Here is a 20985-nt window from a genome sequence, read left to right as displayed (position 1 = left end):
TGCCGGTCCCGCAGGTAGCGCTACCCGCCGCATCGGCGGCACAGCGGCGGGAGTGGAACAGGATGATCGTGGTCGCCGAGGAACCGGCCTTTCGGGCAGCGATCGATCCGGTCGACCGGCGGCTGGAATTCACGCTGGTCGGCCATTGGGACATCGCCACCGTCACCCGGTTCGAGGACGCGATTCGCGCCTGCGTCCTGCGCCTGCCCGCGCTCGGCATCCGTCCGGGCGAACAGGTGGCGCTGTTCGACACCGGGCGCTTTTCGGTCCAGTCGGCGGACGTACTCGCCGAACTGGGGCGCATCGCGGCCGATCCCCGCGTCACGTCGCGCCGCATCGCACTGGTCCTCGCCAGCGCGCTGCTGCGGATGCAGGCGAAGCGGGCGATGCCGCAGATCGCGCTGTTCGGCGACCGGGCGGAAGCGGTCGCATGGCTCGCGCAGACCGAAGCAGCCCCGGCGTAGAAACCGCTTTCCTACACCCGGCGGGCGCTGTCCTGCTCCGCCCGGAACGGGACGGCCCACGCCGTTCATCCCCGTGCAGGGCCGTGTCTGCGCAACCTTCGCCAACGTCCCCCCGAATCAGGCCGCCCGCTTCTCCAGCGCCTGCGCCGCCTCGGCCATCAGCGTGGCGATGATCTCGGCGGCGGGTTCCTCCTTCGTCACCATGCCGACCGACTGGCCCGCCATCAGGCTGCCATGCTCGACATCGCCGTCGATCACCGCACGGCGCAGCGCGCCCGCCCAGTAATGCTCGATCTGCAACTGCGCCTCGGCCATCGCGACGCGCCCCTCGTCGAGGCTCTGCGCCACCTCGCGCTGCTTGGCGGTGAACAACTCGCCCCCGGCATTCTTGAGCGCGCGCACCGGGATCACCGGCAGGCGCGGGTCGATCTGCACGCTCGCCACCGCGTCCCGGGCCGACGCGCGCAGGAACGCCTTCTTGAACGCGGGATGCGCGATCGATTCGGTCGCGCACACGAAGCGCGTGCCGAGCTGCACCCCCGCCGCGCCCATATCCAGATAGCCCGCGATCGCTTCGCCCCGGCCGATCCCGCCCGCGACGAACACCGGCACCTGATCGGCGACCTCGGGCAGCATCTCCTGCGCCAGCACGCTGGTGGAAACCGGACCGATATGCCCGCCCGCCTCCATCCCCTCGATCACCAGCGCGTCGGCGCCGCTGCGGATCAGCTTCTTCGCCAGCGCCAGCGCGGGGGCGAAGGCCACGACCTTGGCGCCGGTCGCCTTGATCGCCTCCAGCGACCCCTTGGGCGGCAGCCCGCCCGCCAGCACGACATGGGTGACGCCGTGGCGTCCGCAGACGTCGATCAGGTCGAACAGCGCCGGGTGCATGGTGATGAGGTTGACCCCGAACGGCCTGGTCGTCAGCGCCTTCGTGCCTGCGATCTCGGCATCGAGCAGCTCGGGCGTCATCGCCCCGCAGGCGATCACCCCGAACCCGCCCGCGTTGGAAATGGCGGCGACGAGATTGCGCTCGCTCACCCACGACATCGCGCCGCACAGGATCGCGGTCGGGCTGCCGAGGAAGTCGCACCCACGCGCCATGCGGCGCTCCAGGCGTTCGCGCCCGATCGAAACATTGCTCATGGACTATCGCCTAGCGCGCCCGGCCCGGTTCGGGCAAGCAGGCACGATGCTCAGACAGGAACATGGCGAACTGGTGGTCACCACCAACGGGCAGGGGCTGGTGCTGATTACCGGGCAGGTCCGCCACTGGATCGAATCGACCGGCATCGCCAGCGGCTTGCTGACCCTGTTCTGCCGCCACACCTCGGCATCGCTCCTGGTACAGGAGAATGCGAGCGAGGCGGCGCGCGACGATCTGGAACGCTATTTCCGCCATATCGCGCCGGAAAGCGACCGCTATGCCCATGATGAGGAAGGGCCCGACGACATGCCCGCGCATCTGCGAACCGCGCTGACCGATACGTCGCTGTCGATCCCCGTCATCGGCCACCGCCCGGTGCTGGGCATGTGGCAGGGCATCTACCTGTTCGAGCACCGCCGCGCCGTGCACCGCAGGCGCGTGGCGGCGCATCTTCTGGGAGAATAAAGCTCCTCCCCGGCACGGGGAGGGGGACCGCCGCGAAGCGGTGGTGGAGGGGGCTGTCCTGCTCCACGACGGTTGCGATCGGGGATAGCCCCCTCCACCAGCCTGCGCCTGGTCCCCCTCCCCGTGCCGGGGAGGATGTGGAGCGTTACTCCGCGTCCAGCCCGTAGGCGGTGTGCAGCACGCGCACCGCCAGTTCGGTATAATCCTCCTCGATCAGCACGCTGACCTTGATCTCGGAGGTGGTGATCGCCTGGATGTTGATCCCGCGCTCGCCCAGCGTCGTGAACATCGTGGAGGCCACGCCCGCATGGCTGCGCATGCCGACGCCGACGACCGAGATCTTGGCGACCCGCGTGTTGTGGATCACCTTCTCATAGCCGATGTCGCCGCTCGCCTTGTCCAGCGTGTCCAGCGCGCGCGCCAGTTCGGCCGACGGCACGGTGAAGGTCACGTCGGTCGACCCCGCCGAATGGGCGATGTTCTGCACGATCATGTCGACGTTGATTCCCGCTTCCGCCAGCGGCGCGAAGATCGACGCGACCGCGCCGGGGCGGTCGGGCACGGCGACCAGCGTGATCTTCGCCTCGTTCTTGTCGTGGGCGATCCCCGTGATGAGCTGCCGTTCCATGTCCGTCACTTCCTCTTCGCCGACGATCAGCGTTCCACGATAGCCGTCCTCGTCGCGGCTATCGTCGAACGACGACAGCACGCGCACGCGGACCTGTTCCTTCATCGCCAGCCCGACCGAGCGGGTCTGGAGCACCTTGGCGCCGACCGACGCCAGTTCGAGCATTTCCTCGTACGTCACGCGCTTGAGTTTGCGCGCGCGCGGCACGATGCGCGGGTCGGTGGTGTAGACGCCGTCGACATCGGTGTAGATGTCGCAGCGGTCGGCCTGCATCGCCGCCGCCATCGCCACCGCCGAGGTGTCCGATCCGCCGCGCCCCAGCGTGGTGATGCGTCCGCCCTCGGTCACGCCCTGGAAACCGGGGATCACCGCCACCTCGCCGCTCGCGAGGCTGGCGTCGAGCGCGGTGGTATCGATCGATTCGATCCGCGCGGTGGCATGCGCGTCGCTGGTGGCGATCGGCAACTGCCAGCCGAGCCACGAGCGCGCCGGCACGCCGATCGCCTGCAACGCGATGGCGAGCAGCCCGCTCGTCACCTGTTCGCCCGACGATACCACCGCGTCATATTCGCGCGGGTCGTACAGCGGCGACGCCTCGCGGCAGAAGCCGACCAGCCGGTCGGTCTCGCCCGCCATCGCCGATACGACGACCGCCACCTGATTGCCCGCCTCGACCTCGCGCTTCACGCGCTCGGCGACGTTGCGAATGCGTTCGATCCCCGCCATCGAGGTGCCACCGAACTTCATCACGATCCGCGCCATGCGTAACTGCCATTCTTCCTTGGAATGGCGGCGGCTGATAGGAGGTGCCGATGACGAACGCAAGCAACGCAAACTTTGGTGCGCAAATAGCCAGCCCTGCGCAATCTAGTGTCGTGGAGCGCGAAGCCGCCCATTTCGGCGCGCTTGCCGCCGACTGGTGGAACCCGAAAGGCAGCTCGGCGATGCTCCACCGGCTGAACCCGGTGCGGCTCGCCTTCCTCCGCGCGGCGATCGACCGGCACTGGGACGGCGACGTGGCGGGCTTCGCGCCGCTGGCGGGTCGGCGCGCGCTGGACGTCGGCTGCGGGGCGGGGCTGCTCGCCGAACCGCTGGCGCGGCTGGGGGCGAGCGTCACCGGCGTCGATGCCGCGCCCGAGAATATCGGTGCGGCGGCGGCGCATGCGGCGGCGGCGGGGCTCGACATCGAATATCTGGCGGGCGGCGTGGAGGCGGTGGCCGGGCGGACCTTCGATCTCGTCACCTCGCTGGAGGTGATCGAGCATGTCGCCGATCCGGCGGCGTTCGCCAAGGGGCTGGCCGATGCGGTCGCGCCGGGCGGGCTGCTGGTCGTCTCCACGCCCAACCGCACCGCGCTGTCGCGCCTCGCGATGATTACCGTGGCGGAGGGGGTCGGCATGATCCCGCGCGGCACGCACGACTGGGAACGGTTCCTGACGCCCGACGAACTGACCGCGCATCTGCGCGCGGCGGGGCTGACGGTGTCGGCACCCAGCGGCCTCGCCTTTTCGCCGACGCAGGGGTTCGTGCTGTCGGACGATATCGCGCTCGACTATTTCCTGACCGCGACCCGCGCGGCGTGATCGCCCCGCCCGTGCCGCGACGGACGGGGCGCGGCCGTCATTTCCTGTCGAGGTTGATGATGAACATCGGCCCGAACTCGAACACCTGCTTGCCGGTCGCCAGTTGCAGCGAGGCGTTCAGCTCGCCGGGGGCATAGTCGCGATCGACTCGCCCGGCGACCTGGAGGAACTCGAACTGGTCGCCGACCTCGACCGGTTCGCCGAACACGGTCGTATAGGGGGCCTTGGACAGCTGGATCGTCGCGTTGGCGATTCTGGCCTTGGTGCCTGCCGGCATGCCGCTGGCGCGCGCATAGAAGGCGACGACCAACCGGTCGCCCTTCTTCACCGCCTGCGTCGTCGTGGATTGCAGGCCGATCTTCCACGGTTCCTTGTCGGCACCGGCAATCGGAATGCGGACGGCCTTGCCCCCGTCCACCCCGCTCACCCGCACCACCGACGGCGGCGTCGCCGTGCCATAGGCGATCAGGCTGGCGGGCAACGGCGCGTTGATGACCTTGGCGGCGAAATCCTCGGCGCTCTGTGCCACGACCGGCGCGGCGACCAGCGCCGCCGCCACGGCGAACGCTCCCATGTAACGCATGTCCCTCTCCCATTCGGTTCTGATGACCGTTGACAAGGCTAGACAATCGAAGCCGTGGCACGCAAGCAATGGATTGTTTCGTCCGTCTCAACCGATAGAATGACCGCATGGCCGAACCGCTCGATCGATTCGTGGAAGCGCAGCGCACGACCTGGGACCAGGCGCTTGCCGAACTGGTCGAGGGCGAGAAACGCGGCCACTGGATGTGGTTCATCCTGCCGCAGCTGCGCGGGCTGGGCTTCAGCACGATCGCGCAGCGCTATGGCATCGCCGATGCGGACGAGGCGCGGGCGTATCTGGCACATCCGGTGCTCGGGCCCCGGCTGGTCGAGGCGGCGGAGGCGCTGCTCGGCCACGAGGGCCGCGATATCGAACGCATCCTCGGCGAGACCGACGCGATGAAGCTGCGCTCGGCGATGACCTTGTTCGAGGCGGTGGCCACGGGCGATGCGCGCGCGACGTTCGGCGCGGTGCTCGACGCCTTCTACGACGGCGAGCGGGACGAACGGACGCTGGACATGCTGCGCTGAGGGCCGATCGACATTCGGCAGTCGCGCGTCATTCGTCATCGATGGAGCCGCTATTCTTGCCACCCCGGACTTATTCCAGGGTCCACCCAGCCGCAATTGCGGCCGATAGAGGCTTTAGAGCGTGATGACGTGATGTTGACCCATCGTGATTGTCCTGAGCCGTTCGTCGGCGAGGAGCGGCGCGCAACGCGGGCTGGTAGCCCGTGCAAGCGGCGCGACGACGTCCGGCGGGCGGCTCAGGACAACCGCGGCGCGGCGGGCGGAATGTCGTCCGTGGCGTCGTCGCTCGTCCGTCACGGGGGCAAAGCCCCGTTCCTTCCTCGCTCCTGTCCACGAACGACATTCCGCTCCGTCACGACGGGTCAACATCACGTCATCACGCTCTAACAGCACCGATTGCCGCGCCGTGGACCCCGGAACACGTCCGGGGTGACGATTGAGGCATGAAGGTCGATCGGTCCCGGGGCCGCCGTGCCCGATCCGCCGCACGGCGCGATGGACCGGGTGGCGGCAGCGTCACCGCGGCGCGGTCAGCTTCAACAGCCGTCCCTGCGAAGCGTCCTTGCCGTCCTCGATCACCCAGATCGCGCCGTCCGGCCCCTGCTCCACGTCGCGGATGCGCGCGCCCATGTCCCACTGGTCGCCCTTGGTCGCGTTCGTGCCGTTCACATCGACCCGGACCAGCGCCTGGCTCGACAGGCCGCCGATGAACAGGTCGCCCCGCCACTGCGGAAACATCGCGCCTGAATAGACGATCAGCCCGCCGGGCGAGATCACCGGGTTCCAGCTGACCTTGAGCGCCTCGAGATCGGGCCGGGTCGCGTGGCGCGGGATCGGGCGACCGTCATAATGGTCGCCGTCCGACACCAGCGGATAGCCGTAGTTGCGCCCGGGCAGGATCAGGTTGACCTCGTCGCCGCCCTTCGGCCCCATCTCCTGCTCCCACAGATTGCCCTGTGCGTCGAACGCGATGCCCAGCAGGTTGCGATGGCCATAGGACCAGACCGCCGGATGGAAGCCCTTGGCGGTCAGCCCCGGATCGCCCGCGGGCTTGCCGTCCAGCGTCAGGCGCAGCACCTTGCCGAGCGTCGCCTTCGGGTCCTGCGCCGGATCGAACTTCTGCCGCTCGCCGTTGGTGAAGAACAGGTGCTGCCCGTCCGGCGCAAAGGCGATGCGGCCCGAATAATGACCGTCGCCGCCGACGAACGGCGTCGCGCGGAACAGCGCCTCGATCTCGCCCAGCCGCATCTCACCGCCGTTGCCGCCCCCGGCGGCGCGCAGGCGGCCCCGCGCCAGCACGACGCCCTTGCCGCCCTCACCCGCGGCCGAATAGCTGAAATAGACCCGCCCGCTGCTGGCGAAATCGGGCGCGGGCACCACGTCCATCAACCCGCCCTGCCCCGCCGAATCGACCGGGATCGTCGCCACCACCTGCCGCTGCCGCCCGTCGGCGCTGACCAGCAGCATCTGCCCCTTCTTCTCCGTCACCAGCATCCGCCCGTCGGGCAGGAAGGCGAGCGCCCAGGGCGCGTCGAAATCGGCCACCGGCGTGACCGTGAAGGGCAGCCCGCCCTGCGCCGGGGTGGCGGTGGACGCGACCGGCGCGGTGGCCGGGCCAGGCTGCGCGTCCAGCTCGCCCCCGGCGTTGCAGGCGGCCAACAGCACGGCGGCGGGGATCAGCGAACGGAACGGCGACATGCGGCAGGCCTCTCGATTCGGGAACGACATGATCCGCGCCAACGCGCGGCACCCGCACCCGCTCCCGATGCCCCTTGCCGGGACATGGTTTTTTACATATATGGCCAGTGCTTCCTCGACATCGTCAACGTGCCGAGGCCGGTTCCGCCAGGGACCGGCAGCGAGGCGGCGTAACCTGTGGAGACGGCATGGCGGATATCGCCGAACTGACGCGACTGATCGAACCGGAGGCCAGGGCGCTGGGCTTCGCGCTGGTGCGCGTCAAGATGATGGGCGGCAAGTCCGATCCCACGCTTCAGGTGATGGCCGAACGCCCCGACACGCGCCAGCTGACGATCGAGGATTGCGCCGAACTCTCGCGCCGCATCTCGGACCTGATGGACGAGCACGACCCGATCGAGGAGGCGTATCGGCTGGAGGTATCGTCGCCCGGCATCGACCGGCCGCTGACGCGCCTTGCCGATTACGACGACTGGAAGGGGTTCGAGGCGCGCGTGACGCTGACCGAGACGATCGACAGTCGCAAGCAGCTGACCGGCATATTGCTGGGCACCGACGGCGATCAGGTGACGATCGACGTGCGCAAGCACCGGGCGATGACCGTGCCCTTCGCGATGATCGCCGATGCCAAGCTCCTCATCACCGATGCGCTGCTGGCAGCGACCGCACCGCTCTCGACCGAGGGCGCCGACGAATATGAAGACGAACCGGCCGACGACGATGCGGCCGACAGCCAAGGACTGAACTGACATGGCCACCGCCGTCACCGCCAATCGCGCGGAACTGATCGCGATCGCGAATTCGGTCGCTTCGGAAAAGATGATCGACAAGGCGATCGTGATCGAGGCGATGGAGGACGCGATCCAGCGCGCCGCCAAGACCCGCTACGGTTCCGAGAACGACATCCGCGCGAAGCTCGACCCCAACAGCGGCGACCTGCGGCTGTGGCGCGTGCTCGAGGTCGTCGAGCTGGTCGACGATCACTTCAAGCAGATCGGCGAGAAGGACGCGCAGAAGCTCCAGAAGGGCGCGACCATCGGCGACTATATCGTCGATCCGCTGCCCCCGATCGAATTCGGCCGCATCCAGGCGCAGGCATCGAAGCAGGTCATCCTCCAGAAGGTGCGCGACGCCGAGCGCGAGCGCCAGTTCGAGGAGTTCAAGGACCGCCAGGGCGAGATCATCACCGGCGTCGTCAAGCGCGTCGAGTTCGGCCATGTCGTGGTCGATCTGGGCCGGGCCGAGGGCGTCATCCGCCGCGACCAGCAGATCCCGCGGGAAGCCGTCCGCGTCGGCGATCGCGTCCGCTCGCTGATCCTGAACGTGCGCCGCGAGAATCGCGGGCCCCAGATTTTCCTGTCCCGCGCGCACCCCGACTTCATGAAGAAGCTGTTCGCGCAGGAAGTGCCCGAAATCTACGACGGAATCATCGAGATCAAGGCGGCGGCACGCGATCCGGGTTCGCGCGCCAAGATCGGCGTCATCAGCCATGACGGCTCGATCGATCCGGTCGGCGCCTGCGTCGGCATGAAGGGCAGCCGCGTGCAGGCCGTCGTGCAGGAGATGCAGGGCGAGAAGATCGACATCATCCCGTGGTCGCCCGACACCGCGACCTTCGTCGTCAACGCGCTTCAGCCCGCCAATGTCGCGCGCGTGGTGCTCGACGAGGAAGAGGACCGGATCGAGGTGGTCGTGCCCGACGATCAGCTCAGCCTCGCGATCGGTCGTCGCGGCCAGAACGTGCGCCTCGCCAGCCAGCTGACCGGCAAGGCGATCGACATCCTGACCGAGGCCGATGCTTCCGAGAAGCGCCAGAAGGAATTCATCGAGCGTTCCGGCATGTTCGAGCGCGAGCTGGACGTGGACGAGACGCTGGCGCAGCTGCTGGTCGCCGAGGGCTTCGGCGAGCTGGAAGAGGTCGCCTATGTCGAGATCGAGGAACTGGCCGCGATCGAGGGCTTCGACGAGGATCTCGCGCAGGAGCTGCAAAGCCGCGCGCAGGAAGCGATCGAGCGCCGCGAACAGGCCGCCCGCGAGGAGCGCACCGCGCTCGGCGTCGAGGATGCGCTGGCCGAACTGCCGTACCTGACCGAGGCGATGCTGGTCACGCTCGGCAAGGCGGGGATCAAGACGCTCGACGATCTGGCCGACCTCGCGACCGACGAACTGGTCGAGAAGAAGAAGGCCGAACCCCGCCGTCGCGGCGACGATGCACCCAAGCGCGAAGCACCCAAGGGCGGTATCCTCGCGGAATATGGGCTGAGCGACGAACAGGGCAACGAGATCATCATGGCCGCGCGCGCGCATTGGTTCGCCGATGACGACGCCGCCGAGACTTCGGAGGACGCTGTTGCGGAATCCGGACAATGATACGCCTCGGCTGACCGATAGCCCCGAGCGTAGCTGCATCCTCTCGCGCGAGCATGGCCCGCGCGAGGGGCTGGTGCGGCTTGCACTCTCGCCCGACGGGCTGGTGCTGCCCGATGTCCGTGCCAAGGCCCCCGGCCGCGGCGCGTGGATCGGCGTGGACAGGGCGACGCTCGAAACCGCGATGGCCAAGGGCCGGTTGCGGGGCGCGCTGGCGCGGGCGTTCAAGGAGGCTGCGCTGACGATTCCCGACGATCTGCCGCAGCGGATCGAGGACGCCCTGCGCCGCCACGCGCTCGACCGGCTGGGACTCGAGGCCAAGTCGGGCTTCGTCGTGATCGGCGGCACCGCGATCGACAAGGCGGCGCGCAGCGGCAGGCTGTATGCGCTGTACCATGCGTCCGACGCCGCCGCCGACGGCGCGGCCAAGCTGGCGCAGGCATGGCGCGTCGGCACCGACGACGAAGGATCGGGGCGCAGGGGATTGGCATTGCCGGTCCCGCGCACCATATTGTCGTTGGCGCTTGGGCGCGAAAATGTGGTACATGTCGGATTGACCGACGCACGGGCGGCACAGCGCGCCGATGACGCACTGTCCCGCTGGCTGCACTTTATCGGACCCGAACCTATCCCCGTGGCTTGCGAAAGCGTTTCGCAGGGCGCATCGACGGCGCAATCTTCCGGCATCCCCGATGCCGGTCGCGTTGGCCTCGACCAATTGAAGCAGGAACCTGAGTAACCGGATGAGCGACATCGACAACGACAAGCCGAAGCTGGGCACGCGCCCGTCGCTCGGCCTCAAGCGCACGGTGGAGACGGGCAAGGTGAAGCAGAGCTTCAGCCATGGCCGGTCGAACACGGTGGTCGTGGAGGTGAAGCGCCGCCGCGAACTCCGCCGTCCCGGCGAGGAACAGGGTGCGGAAACCGCCGCGCCCGCGCCGACCCCGACGCCTGCCCCCGCGCCCGCCCGCGCCGCACCGGCGCCGGTGGCCCCGCCGCCGCGCCCGGTCGCGAGCAACGCCGGGCTGTCGCGGCACGAGCTTCAGGCCAAGCTGCTGCGCGAGGCCGAGGAAGCGCGGATGAACGCGCTCGAGGAAAATCGCCGTCGCGACGAACGCCTCGCCCGCGAAGCCGCCGAGGCCGAGCGTCTGCGTGCCGAGGAAAAGGCGCGCGCCGCCGCCGCGCCGAAGCCGGAACCGGCCCCCGAGCCGACGCCCGCGCCCGTCGCCGCCCCGGAACCGGCTCCGGCCCCGGTCGCGACGCCGGAACCCGCGGCTGCGCCTGCGCCCGAGCCTGCTCCGGCCCCTGCCCCCGCACCTGCGCCGGTGGCGACCAGGCCCGCGCCTGCGCCGACCCCGGCCCCCGCGCCTGCCCCGGTCGCGGCAAAGCCCGCCCCGGCACCCGCGCGCCCCGCGCCGCGTGCCGCGCCGGCCCCTGCGCCCGCACCGCAGCCGATCATCCTGACCGCGGACCCCAACCGGCCCGCGCCGCGCCGCTTCACCCCGGTGCAGCGTCCGGAAATCCCCAAGCCGCAGCCCAAGCCCGAGCCGAAGCCCGAACCCGCCCCCACGGCGGCGGCGGCCCCGGCGGCGCGTCCGGCGGCGGGCGGACAGGCCGCACGGCCTGCGCCGACCGGCACCGGCCAGGCGACGCCGCGTCGCAACGAACCGGCACGGCCCGCGCCTTCGCGCGACCGCAAGGGCGACGATCGCCGCCAGTCGGGCAAGCTGACCGTCACCCGTGCCCTGGGCGACGACGGCGCACGTTCGCGCAGCCTCGCCGCGCTCAAGCGGGCGCGTGAAAAGGAGAAGCGCGGCTTCGGCGGCCCGCGCGAGCCGCAGGTCAAGCAGGTTCGCGACGTGCAGGTGCCCGAGACGATCACGGTCGGCGAACTCGCCAACCGCATGGCGGAAAAGGGTGCCGATCTGGTCAAGGCGCTGTTCAAGATGGGCATGCCCGTCACGATCAACGCGGCGATCGATCAGGACACCGCCGAGCTGCTCGTCACCGAATTCGGCCACAATATCGTCCGTGTCAGCGATTCGGACGTCGACCTCGCGCTCGACACGACCGAGGATGCCGCCGAGGCGCTCCAGCCGCGTCCGCCGGTCGTCACGATCATGGGCCATGTCGACCACGGCAAGACCTCGCTGCTCGACGCGCTGCGCGGTACCGACGTGGTGCGCGGCGAGGCGGGCGGCATCACCCAGCACATCGGTGCGTATCAGGTGACGCTGAAGGACAAGTCGAAGATCACCTTCCTCGACACGCCCGGCCACGAAGCGTTCAGTGAGATGCGCGCGCGCGGTGCCGACGTGACCGACATCGTGATCCTCGCGGTCGCCGCCGACGACGGGCTGATGCCGCAGACGATCGAGGCGATCCATCACACCCGCGCCGCGGGCAAGCCGATGATCGTCGCGATCAACAAGGTCGACAAGCACGAGGCGAACCCGCAGCGCATCCGCGAACGCCTGCTCGAACATGACGTGCAGGTCGAGGAGATGGGCGGCGAGACGCAGGACGTCGAAGTCTCGGCGCTCAAGAAGACCGGTCTCGACCAGCTGATCGAGAAGATCCAGCTCCAGGCCGAACTGCTCGAGTTGCAGGCCAACCCCGATCGCCCGGCGGAAGCCAGCGTGATCGAGGCGAAGCTGGACAAGGGTCGCGGACCCGTCGCTACCGTGCTGGTGCGGCGCGGCACGCTCAAGGTCGGCGACGTGTTCGTCGTGGGTGCCGAGAGCGGCAAGGTCCGCGCGCTGATCGACGACAAGGGGCGTCAGGTGAAGGTCGCCGGTCCCTCGACCCCGGTCGAGGTGCTGGGCCTGTCGGGCGTGCCGATGGCGGGCGATCCGTTGCAGGTGGTCGAGAACGAGGCACGTGCCCGCGAGGTCGCCGAATATCGTCAGGGCGTGGCGCTCCAGAAGCGCACGACGCAGGCCCCGGCCAGCCTCGAGAGCATGTTCTCGGCGCTCAAGTCGAAGCAGGCGATCGAATATCCGCTGGTGGTGAAGGCCGACACGCAAGGGTCGGTCGAAGCCATCGTCGGGTCGCTCAACAAGATCTCGACCGACGATATCCGGGTGCGCATCCTGCATTCGGGCGTCGGCGGCATCACCGAGAGCGACGTGACGCTGGCGGCGGCATCGGGTGCGCCGATCATCGGCTTCAACACCCGCCCCAACGCCAAGGCGCGCGAGATCGCCGAGCGGAACAAGGTGGCGTTGAAGTACTACGACGTCATCTACACGCTGACCGACGACATCCGTGCGGGCATGGCCGGTACCCTGGGTCCGGAAGCGTTCGAGACGGTCGTCGGCCGCGCCGAAATCCGCGAGGTCTTCTCGGCGGGCAAGCACGGCAAGGCCGCGGGTCTGCTGGTGGTCGAAGGCGTCATCCGCAAGGCGCTCAAGGCGCGCATCACGCGCAACGACGTCATCATCTATCAGGGTGAGATCGCGTCGCTGCGTCGCTTCAAGGACGATGTCCCCGAAGTGCGTGCCGGTCTGGAGTGCGGTGTCACGTTCACGCAGAACTTCACCGACATCAAGGCGGGCGACTTCCTCGAAACCTATGAGGTCGAACTGCGCGACCGCACGCTGTGAGCGACCAGCGGCGAGAGGCAACTCTCGCCGCCACGCTCCGCCCCCGGCTGCGCTGGGTGACGGCGTGGGTGGTCGGCGGTACGGCGGCGCTGTTCGTCGCCAATGTGCTGGGCGGCTGGGCGATGCTGGTCGTCGTGCCGCTGCTCGGCTGCCTGTGGCTGTGGGCGGTGGCCGACGGCGTGGTGCAGGGCTGGCGGTTGCGCCATGCCGGGCTGCCCGCGCTGCTCCCCGCGTTCCTGCCGTTCGTCGCGATGCCGTTCGCGGCATGGGCGATGGGGCATGCGCTCTACTGGTCGCATGTCGCGCCGTCGGGGTGGCTGCTCCGCTCGGAACGCGCGGCGTTCGCGGCGGTACTGCGCGGCGGCCCGACACCGGCCGGGGTCGGCGGGATCGAGCGGGCGGGTTCGCGGACCGCCTTCCTGACGGTCAACGGCATGCTCGGCGCGTGGGCGGGCATCGTCCATGACCCGACTGGTCGCATGGCCGCCGCACGCGGCTGGAACGGCGGACCGGTCGCGACCGACGTGCGCCATATCTTCAACGGCAGCACCATCTGGTGCCAGCGACTCGACAGTCACTGGTTCCACTGTCAATTCGATTGAGCCATGACCGACAACACTTCCGAAACCCGCTCCGTCCGCCTGCTCCGCGTCGGCGAACAGGTCCGCCATGTCCTTTCGGACGTCCTCGCGCGCGGCGACGTGCATGACGACGTGCTGGCCTCGCACTTCGTCTCCGTTACCGAAGTGCGCATGTCGCCCGACCTGCGCCACGCGACCGTCTTCGTGAAGCCGTTCCTCGGCAAGGACGAGGAGGTGGTGCTGAAGGCGCTGCGCACCAACACTGCCTATCTCCAGTCGGAGGTCGCGAAGCGGGTGAACCTGAAATATGCCGCCCGGCTGAAGTTCCTGATCGACGAGAGCTTCGACGAGGGCACCCGCATCGACCAGCTGCTGCGCGATCCCAAGGTCGCGCGCGATCTGGAGAGTGACGGCGGCGAGGACTGAGTGGCCAAGCTCTATTTCTATTATGCGTCGATGAACGCGGGCAAATCAACGACCTTGCTTCAGGCGGATTTCAACTATCGCGAGCGGGGCCTCACGACGACGCTGTTCACCGCCGCGATCGATACGCGCGCGGGCGAAGGCGTTATCGGGTCGCGCATCGGCCTGTCGGCACCGGCGGCGACCTTCGATGCCGACAGCGACCTGTATGCGGCGGTCGCGGCCGCCCCGGTCAGCTGCGTGCTGGTCGACGAGGCCCAGTTCCTCACACCCCGACAGGTCGATCAGCTCGCTCGAATCGCCGACGAACTGGGTGTGCCGGTCCTCGCCTACGGCCTGCGCACCGATTTCCTCGGGCAGCTGTTCCCCGGATCGGCGCGGCTGCTGGCGATCGCCGATGCGCTGGTCGAGCTGAAGTCGGTGTGCGACTGCGGGCGAAAGGCGACGATGAACCTCCGCGTCGATGCCGAGGGCCAAGCGGTGCGCCACGGCCAGCAGACCGAGATCGGCGGCAACGACCGCTATGTCGCGCTGTGCCGCCGCCATTTTTGCGAGGCGATGCGCGGCTGATGCACGGCTGGATCGTCATCGACAAGCCGGTGGGGCCGGGATCGACCCAGATCGTCTCGGCGGTCAAGCGCGCGCTGCGCCACGGCGGATACGGCAAGTTCAAGGTCGGGCACGGCGGCACGCTCGACCCGCTGGCCTCGGGCGTGCTGCCGGTCGCGGTGGGCGAGGCGACGAAGCTCGCCGGGCGGATGCTCGATGCGTCGAAGGTGTATGACTTCACCATCCGCTTCGGGACGCAGACCGATACGCTGGACCTAGAGGGCAGGGTGATCGCCGAGTCGCCGGTGCGCCCGACGCTGGCCGACGTCGAGGCGGTACTGGCGCGCTTCACCGGGCCGATCGAACAGGTGCCGCCCGCCTATTCCGCACTGAAGATCGATGGCGAGCGCGCCTATGACCTTGCGCGGAAAGGCGAGGCAGTGGTGCTGGCGACGCGCGCGGTGACGATCCATGACCTCACGATCCGCCCCGGCACGGGGAGGGGGACCGCGCGAAGCGTGGTGGAGGGAGGGCTCCCCGAGCGCACCATGTGCGGCGATCCCCCTCCACCACCGGCTGCGCCGGCGGTCCCCCTCCCCGCGAGCGGGGAGGAACTGGGGGAGCTCACCCTCACCGCCCATGTGTCCAAGGGCACCTATATCCGCTCCCTCGCGCGCGATATCGCGATCGCGCTCGGCACGGTCGGGCATGTCACCATGCTGCGGCGGACGAAGGCCGGGCCGTTCACCCTCGCGCCCGCCATTTCGCTGGACAAACTGGCCGAAATGGGTCAGGGGCGCACGCTTGAAGAAACGCTCCTGCCACTGGGGGCGGGGCTGGACGACATCCCGGCTCTGACCCTGGACGCCGATCAGGCAGGGCGGCTCCGTCAGGGGCTTCGCTTGATCGGTTTCGCTGCGGACGACGGTTTGGGCCTCGCGACGCTGGACGATGTGCCGGTCGCGCTGGTCGAGACATTCGCCGGGGAAACCCGGGTCGTGCGCGGCTTCAACCTCGCATAGAAAGGACGTACGATGTCGATCACTCCCGAGCGCCGCCAGGCGCTGATTTCGGAACATGCCCGCGCCGAAGGCGACACCGGCAGCCCCGAGGTGCAGGTCGCGATCCTGACCGACCGCATCCAGAACCTGACCGAGCATTTCAAGACGCATGCGAAGGACAATCACTCGCGTCGCGGTCTGCTGATGCTGGTCAACAAGCGGCGTTCGCTGCTCGACTATCTGAAGAAGAAGGACGCGGAGCGCTACGGCGCGCTGATCGCGAAGCTCGGCCTTCGGAAGTAACGGACAAGGGCGGCTCGGACGGGCCGCCCTTTTTCCATATGGGGCACGACTTGCCCCGCGAAATTCCCCGGAAAACGGGGTATAGGCTTTGCGACCGGATGTCCGGCCAAGCCGTCCCGCCGCAATCCGGCGATGCGGGACACCGGGCCCACAAGGCCTGATCCAGGGGTGGTCCGCCACCCAAGCTGCCCCGGCGCGCATAGGGCCGCCGGACGCGAAGGAAACAAGATGTTCGATATCAAGAAAAGCACCATGGACCTGGGCGGCAAGACGCTGACCCTCGAAACGGGCCGTGTCGCCCGTCAGGCCGACGGCGCGGTCATCGCGACGCTCGGCGAAACCGTGGTGCTCTGCGCGGTCACCGCCGCGCGTTCGGTCAAGGAAGGGCAGGACTTCTTCCCGCTGACCGTCCATTATCAGGAGAAGTACTCGGCGGCGGGCCGCATCCCCGGCGGCTTCTTCAAGCGCGAGCGCGGCGCGACCGAAAAGGAAACGCTGGTCAGCCGCCTGATCGATCGCCCGATCCGCCCGCTGTTCCCCGAAGGCTTCTACAACGAGATCAACGTCATCGCCCAGGTGCTGAGCTATGACGGCGAGAACGAGCCGGATATCGTCGCAATGATCGCGGCGTCGGCGGCGCTGACCATTTCGGGCGTGCCGTTCATGGGACCGATCGGCGCGGCGCGCGTCGGCTATCAGAACGGCGAATACATCCTGAACCCGACGCTCGACCAGGTGAAGGACGGCGACCTCGACCTCGTCGTCGCCGCCACCGGCAATGCGGTGATGATGGTCGAATCCGAAGCCAAGGAGCTGTCGGAGGACGTGATGCTGGGCGCGGTCGTGTTCGCCCACGAAGCGTCGAAGAAGATCGTGAACTGCATCATCGACCTGGCCGAACAGGCCGCGAAGGATCCGTGGGAGCTGCAACCCGTCGCCGACCAGTCGGCCGCGAAGAAGAAGCTGAAGTCGCTGATCGGCAAGGACCTGACCGCCGCCTACAAGCTGACCGACAAGCAGGCGCGCCAGAACGCGATCAACGACGCCCGCACCAAGGCGCGCGACGCCTTCGCCGAGCTGAAGGACAGCGATCCGGCGCAGTATCTCGGCACGCTCAAGCTCGTGAAGAAGCTGGAAGCCGAGATCGTCCGCACCGCCATCCTGAAGGAAGGCCGCCGCATCGACGGTCGCGATACCAAGACGGTGCGCCCGATCGAGGCGATGGTCCATTTCCTGCCGCGCACCCATGGTTCGGCGCTGTTCACCCGCGGCGAGACGCAGGCGATCTGCACGACCACGCTCGGCACCAAGGATGCGGAGCAGATGATCGACGGGCTGAACGGCCTGCACTACGAACGCTTCATGCTGCACTACAACTTCCCGCCCTATTCGGTCGGTGAAGTCGGCCGCTTCGGCGCGCCCGGCCGCCGCGAAGTCGGCCATGGCAAGCTCGCATGGCGCGCGCTGAACCCGGTGCTGCCGTCGAAGGAGGAATTTCCCTACACCATCCGCGTCCTGTCGGACATCACCGAGTCGAACGGCTCGTCGTCGATGGCGACGGTCTGCGGCGGTTCGCTGTCGATGATGGACGCGGGCGTGCCGCTCAAGCGTCCGGTGTCGGGCATCGCGATGGGCCTGATCCTCGAGGGCAAGGATTTCGCGGTCATCAGCGACATCCTCGGCGACGAGGATCACCTCGGCGACATGGACTTCAAGGTGGCCGGGACCAGCGAAGGCATCACCTCGCTCCAGATGGACATCAAGATCGCCGGCATCACCGAGGAGATCATGAAGATCGCCCTCGCCCAGGCGAACGAGGGCCGCGCGCACATCCTGGGTGAGATGGCCAAGGCGCTGGGCGAGACCCGCAGCGAGCTGTCGGCGCATGCCCCGCGCATCGAGACCTTCTCGATCGACAAGTCGAAGATCCGCGAAGTGATCGGCACCGGTGGCAAGGTGATCCGCGAGATCGTCGCCACCACCGGTGCGAAGGTCGACATCGACGACGAGGGCGTCATCAAGGTGTCGTCGTCCGATCCGGCGCAGATCGAGGCGGCGGTCAAGTGGATCAAGGGCCTGGTCGAAGAGGCCGAGGTCGGCAAGGTCTATAACGGCAAGGTCGTCAACCTCGTCGATTTCGGCGCGTTCGTGAACTTCATGGGCGGCAAGGACGGCCTGGTCCACGTCAGCGAAATCCGCAACGAGCGGGTCGAGAAGGTCGCCGACGTCCTGTCCGAAGGGCAGGAGGTGAAGGTCAAGGTCCTCGAGATCGATCCGCGCGGCAAGGTGCGCCTGTCGATGCGCGTCGTCGATCAGGAAACCGGCGCCGAGCTGGAGGACACCCGCCCGGCCCGCGAACCGCGCGAGCGTTCGGATCGCGGCCCGCGTGGTGATCGTGGCGACCGTGGCCCGCGCGAGGGCGGCGATCGCGGCCCGCGGCGCGACGGCGGCGATCGTGGCCCGCGCCGCGACCGTGGGCCCCTTCGCGAAGAGGCGAAGGACGAGGGCGGCGCAGGGCTGCCGTCGTTCATCACCGACAACTGATCGGGGCACCTTCGGGTGAAACGGGGGGCTCGCGGCGACGCGGGCCCCTTTTTTCGTGGTAGCCGCGGCTTTTCCCGAACCCGCCCCCAACCGTTCGTCCCGGGCGCAGCCGAGGGACGCGCCGCAAGCGCCGCACCCGCGTGTCTCGACTGCGCTCGACACGAACGGACCGCGACGGGCGAAAACGCAGGCGGTGCTGCGGGCTCAGACCCCCAGCCAGCCCCTGAGCGGATTGGCCGGATCGCTGACCAGCTTCACCGTCAGCGCCAGCGACAGCACCACCAGTAGCGGGCGGATCGCCCGCCCGCCGAAGCGGATCGCCAGCGCCGCGCCGAGCTGGTTGCCCGCCATGCTCGCCACCGCCATGGCAAGGCCGAGCGTCCACCACACCGCCCCGCCCGCGACCAGCACCGCCATGCCCGCTAGATTGCTGGCGAAGTTCAGCAGCTTGGCATGCGCAACCGCCCGCGTCGCGCCGAGGCCCGCGGCAGTCACGAGCAGCAAGGTGAAGAACGATCCGGTACCGGGTCCGAAGAAGCCGTCGTACATGCCGATCGCACCGACCGCGAGCAGCAGCCCGGCGGGTGCGAGGCGGACATGAGTGTCGACGTCCGACAGCTTCGGCCCGAACAGGAAATAGGCCGCCATCGCGACCAGCAGGATCGGCAGCAGCCCGGCAAGGAACCCCGGATCGATCCGCTGGACCAGCGCCGCCCCCACCCCCGCCCCGATCAGCGACGCGAGCGCAGGCAAGGCGAAGCGGCGGAGATCGATCTGCCCGTGCCGCCAGAAGGCGAAGGTCGCGCCCGCCGTGCCGCAGACGCTTTGCAGCTTGTTGGTGCCGAGCGCCATGACCGGCGGCACCCCCGCCGCCAGCAGTGCGGGCAAGGTCAGCAGCCCGCCGCCGCCCGCCATGGCATCGATCGTACCCGCGACGAACGCCACGAGCATCAGGAGCAGGATGATCTGGAGGTCCATGGCGGCGGCCTATCGCACGCGCAGCATCACGGAAAGTGGGGAGCTTCTGTTCCCCGGTGCCCCGCTGGTTTGCGGAGGTCCGGGGGGTTCTGTTGCCCGGCCCCCCCGGCGGCCGCTGGAATCCGATTCTGTTGCCCGGTTCGGTCCAACCGCGCTATCTTGGAGTAACTTCAGGCCGTGAGGCCCTTAGTTACGCCGCAATCGCGAGTGCTTCGTTATCGTTGGCACTTGTGTGTATGGGCCGTTGCGGTGGTCCCATTCCGAGCGAAAACAGCGCTTTTCAACACACGTCGATCCTGGTTCGGCCCCGTCAGAAACGGTGTCCAGAAACACCACCTTATGGTGGAGCCGCCGGGTACTGCCCCCGGGTCCGCTGCGTCTATTGCACGCCGCAGTTTATCGCCATAGGCGGCTGGAAGCCGTCACCGACCGATATAGGCGACGCAAACGGCTTTGAAAAGAACCGCCCTTCCCTAGAAGCGCGCAAACTGGCATGGGGCATGGGATCATGCTGACCCAGCGTTCCCGCTATGCGTTGCGCGCGATGCTGTTCCTCGCCGAACAACCCGCGGGCGAGGCACCGATGCCGATGCACCGGATCGCCACCGCCGCCAATGTGCCGCGCAAGTTCCTCGAACTGATCCTCGCCGACCTGCGCGAGGCCGGGTTCCTGCATTCGACGCGCGGCAAGGCGGGCGGATACCATCTGTCGCGCCCGGCGCACCTCATCTCGCTGGGCGAGATCATCCGCGTGATCGAGGGGCCGCTGGCGCTGGTGCCGTGCGTCAGCCGCACCGCCTATCGCCCCTGCGGCGACTGCAAGGACGAGGCGAGCTGCGCGATCCGCCTCGCCATGGCGCGGGTGCGCGACGAGACGGCACGCATCCTCGACGGCACCAGCCTGGCGATGGCGGCGGCGCAGGAACTGGCGGCGGCCTGAGCCACGCCGTTCGTCCCGAGCGAAGTCGAGGGACGTGCCGCAAGCGCTGCGCAGGGTGTCTCGACTGCGCTCGATACGAACGGACCGGATCAGGATTTGGCCGGGTCAACCCCGTTCGCCCGCGCCGCGCGCAGCTCGTCGCGGATCTCGCGCAGCAGCGCCACATCGGCCGGATCGGCGGCGGGCGGGGCGTCGCCCTTCTTCTGTTCCTCGTGCACCACCGCGATCGCGCGGTTCACGAACTTGACCAGCAGGAACACGATGAAGGCGAGGATCAGGAAGTTGATGACCACGCTGACGAACGCGCCATAGCCGAACAACGGCACCCCCGCCGCCTTCAGCGCGGCATAGTTGGTCGGCGATCCGGTATAGCCCGCCGGGATCGGGGCCAGCCGCACGAAATAGCTGGAGAAGTCGAACCCGCCGAACAGCCAGCCGACCACCGGCATGATCATGTCGTCGGTCAGCGACTTGGTGATCGTGCCGAACGCGGCACCGATGATGACGCCGACGGCGAGGTCGAGCACGTTGCCGCGCGCGACGAAGGTGCGAAACTCCTTCAGGATCGCCATATAGTCCTCCAACGCTGTTGAGGG

General features: G+C 68.5%; 21 protein-coding genes and 1 other RNA gene. 15 read left to right on the top strand and 7 right to left on the bottom strand.

What is annotated here, in order from left to right:
* Window positions 1–62: 62 nt before the first annotated feature.
* A complete protein-coding gene (locus ABLE43_RS11735; protein WP_348978691.1) occupies window positions 63–464 on the top strand; it encodes a hypothetical protein in 402 nt (133 codons plus the stop codon).
* Window positions 465–581: 117 nt separating this feature from the next.
* Here ABLE43_RS11735 and ABLE43_RS11730 read toward each other — a convergent pair whose 3' ends face one another.
* Window positions 582–1568, bottom strand: a complete 987-nt coding sequence (locus ABLE43_RS11730; RefSeq protein WP_425475265.1) for an NAD(P)H-dependent flavin oxidoreductase — start codon at window positions 1566–1568, stop codon at window positions 582–584.
* A gap of 88 nt (window positions 1569–1656) precedes the next feature.
* Here ABLE43_RS11730 and ABLE43_RS11725 point away from each other — a divergent pair, with 88 nt between their 5' ends.
* Window positions 1657–2076 carry a secondary thiamine-phosphate synthase enzyme YjbQ gene (locus tag ABLE43_RS11725; protein WP_348978689.1) on the top strand — a complete coding sequence of 140 codons (420 nt, stop codon included), beginning with the start codon at window positions 1657–1659 and terminating at the stop codon, window positions 2074–2076.
* Window positions 2077–2221: 145 nt separating this feature from the next.
* Here ABLE43_RS11725 and ABLE43_RS11720 read toward each other — a convergent pair whose 3' ends face one another.
* The gene (locus tag ABLE43_RS11720; RefSeq protein WP_348978688.1) at window positions 2222–3466 is read right to left on the bottom strand and encodes an aspartate kinase; all 1245 of its coding nucleotides are present in this window, start codon (window positions 3464–3466) and stop codon (window positions 2222–2224) included.
* An 86-nt stretch (window positions 3467–3552) separates the two neighbouring features.
* Here ABLE43_RS11720 and ubiG point away from each other — a divergent pair, with 86 nt between their 5' ends.
* Entirely contained in the window at window positions 3553–4287 is a 735-nt protein-coding gene (ubiG, locus tag ABLE43_RS11715) for a bifunctional 2-polyprenyl-6-hydroxyphenol methylase/3-demethylubiquinol 3-O-methyltransferase UbiG (protein WP_425475264.1), read from the top strand.
* Between the two features lie 37 nt (window positions 4288–4324).
* Here ubiG and ABLE43_RS11710 read toward each other — a convergent pair whose 3' ends face one another.
* Window positions 4325–4870: a carbohydrate binding domain-containing protein gene (locus tag ABLE43_RS11710; protein ID WP_348978686.1), complete on the bottom strand. Its 546-nt coding sequence runs from the start codon at window positions 4868–4870 to the stop codon at window positions 4325–4327.
* A 107-nt stretch (window positions 4871–4977) separates the two neighbouring features.
* Between ABLE43_RS11710 and ABLE43_RS11705 the strand changes: the two genes are divergently transcribed.
* Window positions 4978–5400, top strand: coding sequence for a DUF1810 domain-containing protein (locus ABLE43_RS11705; protein WP_348978685.1), 423 nt, complete (start codon window positions 4978–4980; stop codon window positions 5398–5400).
* A 516-nt stretch (window positions 5401–5916) separates the two neighbouring features.
* Here ABLE43_RS11705 and ABLE43_RS11700 read toward each other — a convergent pair.
* Window positions 5917–7098, bottom strand: a complete 1182-nt coding sequence (locus ABLE43_RS11700; protein ID WP_348978684.1) for a PQQ-dependent sugar dehydrogenase — start codon at window positions 7096–7098, stop codon at window positions 5917–5919.
* A 188-nt stretch (window positions 7099–7286) separates the two neighbouring features.
* On the opposite strand from ABLE43_RS11700, the gene rimP reads away from it, so the two are divergent.
* The 10 genes from rimP (at window position 7287) to pnp (ending at window position 18471) form a co-directional block, all read left to right on the top strand.
* Window positions 7287–7847 carry a ribosome maturation protein RimP gene (gene rimP, locus ABLE43_RS11695; protein WP_348978683.1) on the top strand — a complete coding sequence of 187 codons (561 nt, stop codon included), beginning with the start codon at window positions 7287–7289 and terminating at the stop codon, window positions 7845–7847.
* Between the two features lies 1 nt (window position 7848).
* Window positions 7849–9468, top strand: coding sequence for a transcription termination factor NusA (gene nusA / locus ABLE43_RS11690; protein ID WP_348978682.1), 1620 nt, complete (start codon window positions 7849–7851; stop codon window positions 9466–9468).
* 10 nt (window positions 9469–9478) lie between these two features.
* Window positions 9479–10204, top strand: a complete 726-nt coding sequence (locus tag ABLE43_RS11685; RefSeq protein WP_348978707.1) for a DUF448 domain-containing protein — start codon at window positions 9479–9481, stop codon at window positions 10202–10204.
* A gap of 4 nt (window positions 10205–10208) precedes the next feature.
* Window positions 10209–13070 (top strand): translation initiation factor IF-2, encoded by a 2862-nt coding sequence (gene infB, locus ABLE43_RS11680; protein WP_348978681.1) that lies wholly within the window; start codon window positions 10209–10211, stop codon window positions 13068–13070.
* On the top strand, window positions 13067–13672 hold the full coding sequence (locus ABLE43_RS11675) for a hypothetical protein (protein WP_348978680.1): 606 nt from the start codon (window positions 13067–13069) through the stop codon (window positions 13670–13672). Before infB ends, ABLE43_RS11675 begins: the two co-directional genes overlap by 4 nt.
* A gap of 3 nt (window positions 13673–13675) precedes the next feature.
* A complete protein-coding gene (gene rbfA, locus ABLE43_RS11670; protein ID WP_348978679.1) occupies window positions 13676–14077 on the top strand; it encodes a 30S ribosome-binding factor RbfA in 402 nt (133 codons plus the stop codon).
* Entirely contained in the window at window positions 14078–14644 is a 567-nt protein-coding gene (locus tag ABLE43_RS11665; protein WP_348978678.1) for a thymidine kinase, read from the top strand.
* Window positions 14644–15645 (top strand): tRNA pseudouridine(55) synthase TruB, encoded by a 1002-nt coding sequence (gene truB, locus ABLE43_RS11660; protein ID WP_348978677.1) that lies wholly within the window; start codon window positions 14644–14646, stop codon window positions 15643–15645. Before ABLE43_RS11665 ends, truB begins: the two co-directional genes overlap by 1 nt.
* Before the next feature lie 12 nt (window positions 15646–15657).
* A complete protein-coding gene (gene rpsO, locus ABLE43_RS11655; protein ID WP_348978676.1) occupies window positions 15658–15927 on the top strand; it encodes a 30S ribosomal protein S15 in 270 nt (89 codons plus the stop codon).
* Window positions 15928–16155: 228 nt separating this feature from the next.
* A complete protein-coding gene (gene pnp, locus ABLE43_RS11650; protein ID WP_348978675.1) occupies window positions 16156–18471 on the top strand; it encodes a polyribonucleotide nucleotidyltransferase in 2316 nt (771 codons plus the stop codon).
* A gap of 204 nt (window positions 18472–18675) precedes the next feature.
* On the opposite strand, the gene ABLE43_RS11645 is transcribed toward pnp, so the two are convergent.
* Window positions 18676–19449, bottom strand: coding sequence for a TSUP family transporter (locus ABLE43_RS11645; RefSeq protein WP_348978674.1), 774 nt, complete (start codon window positions 19447–19449; stop codon window positions 18676–18678).
* A gap of 117 nt (window positions 19450–19566) precedes the next feature.
* Window positions 19567–19913, bottom strand: a transfer-messenger RNA (tmRNA) gene (ssrA, locus tag ABLE43_RS11640).
* Between the two features lie 44 nt (window positions 19914–19957).
* On the opposite strand from ssrA, the gene ABLE43_RS11635 reads away from it, so the two are divergent.
* The gene (locus ABLE43_RS11635; protein ID WP_348978673.1) at window positions 19958–20389 is read left to right on the top strand and encodes an RrF2 family transcriptional regulator; all 432 of its coding nucleotides are present in this window, start codon (window positions 19958–19960) and stop codon (window positions 20387–20389) included.
* 89 nt (window positions 20390–20478) lie between these two features.
* On the opposite strand, the gene mscL is transcribed toward ABLE43_RS11635, so the two are convergent.
* Entirely contained in the window at window positions 20479–20961 is a 483-nt protein-coding gene (gene mscL / locus ABLE43_RS11630; protein ID WP_348978672.1) for a large conductance mechanosensitive channel protein MscL, read from the bottom strand.
* Between the last annotated feature and the right edge of the window lie 24 nt (window positions 20962–20985).

Source organism: Sphingomonas silueang, assembly GCF_040049155.1.
GTDB lineage: Bacteria > Pseudomonadota > Alphaproteobacteria > Sphingomonadales > Sphingomonadaceae > Sphingomonas > Sphingomonas silueang.
The sequence above is the reverse complement of the archived record's forward strand: the minus strand, read 5'-3'. Positions and strand labels throughout refer to the sequence as shown.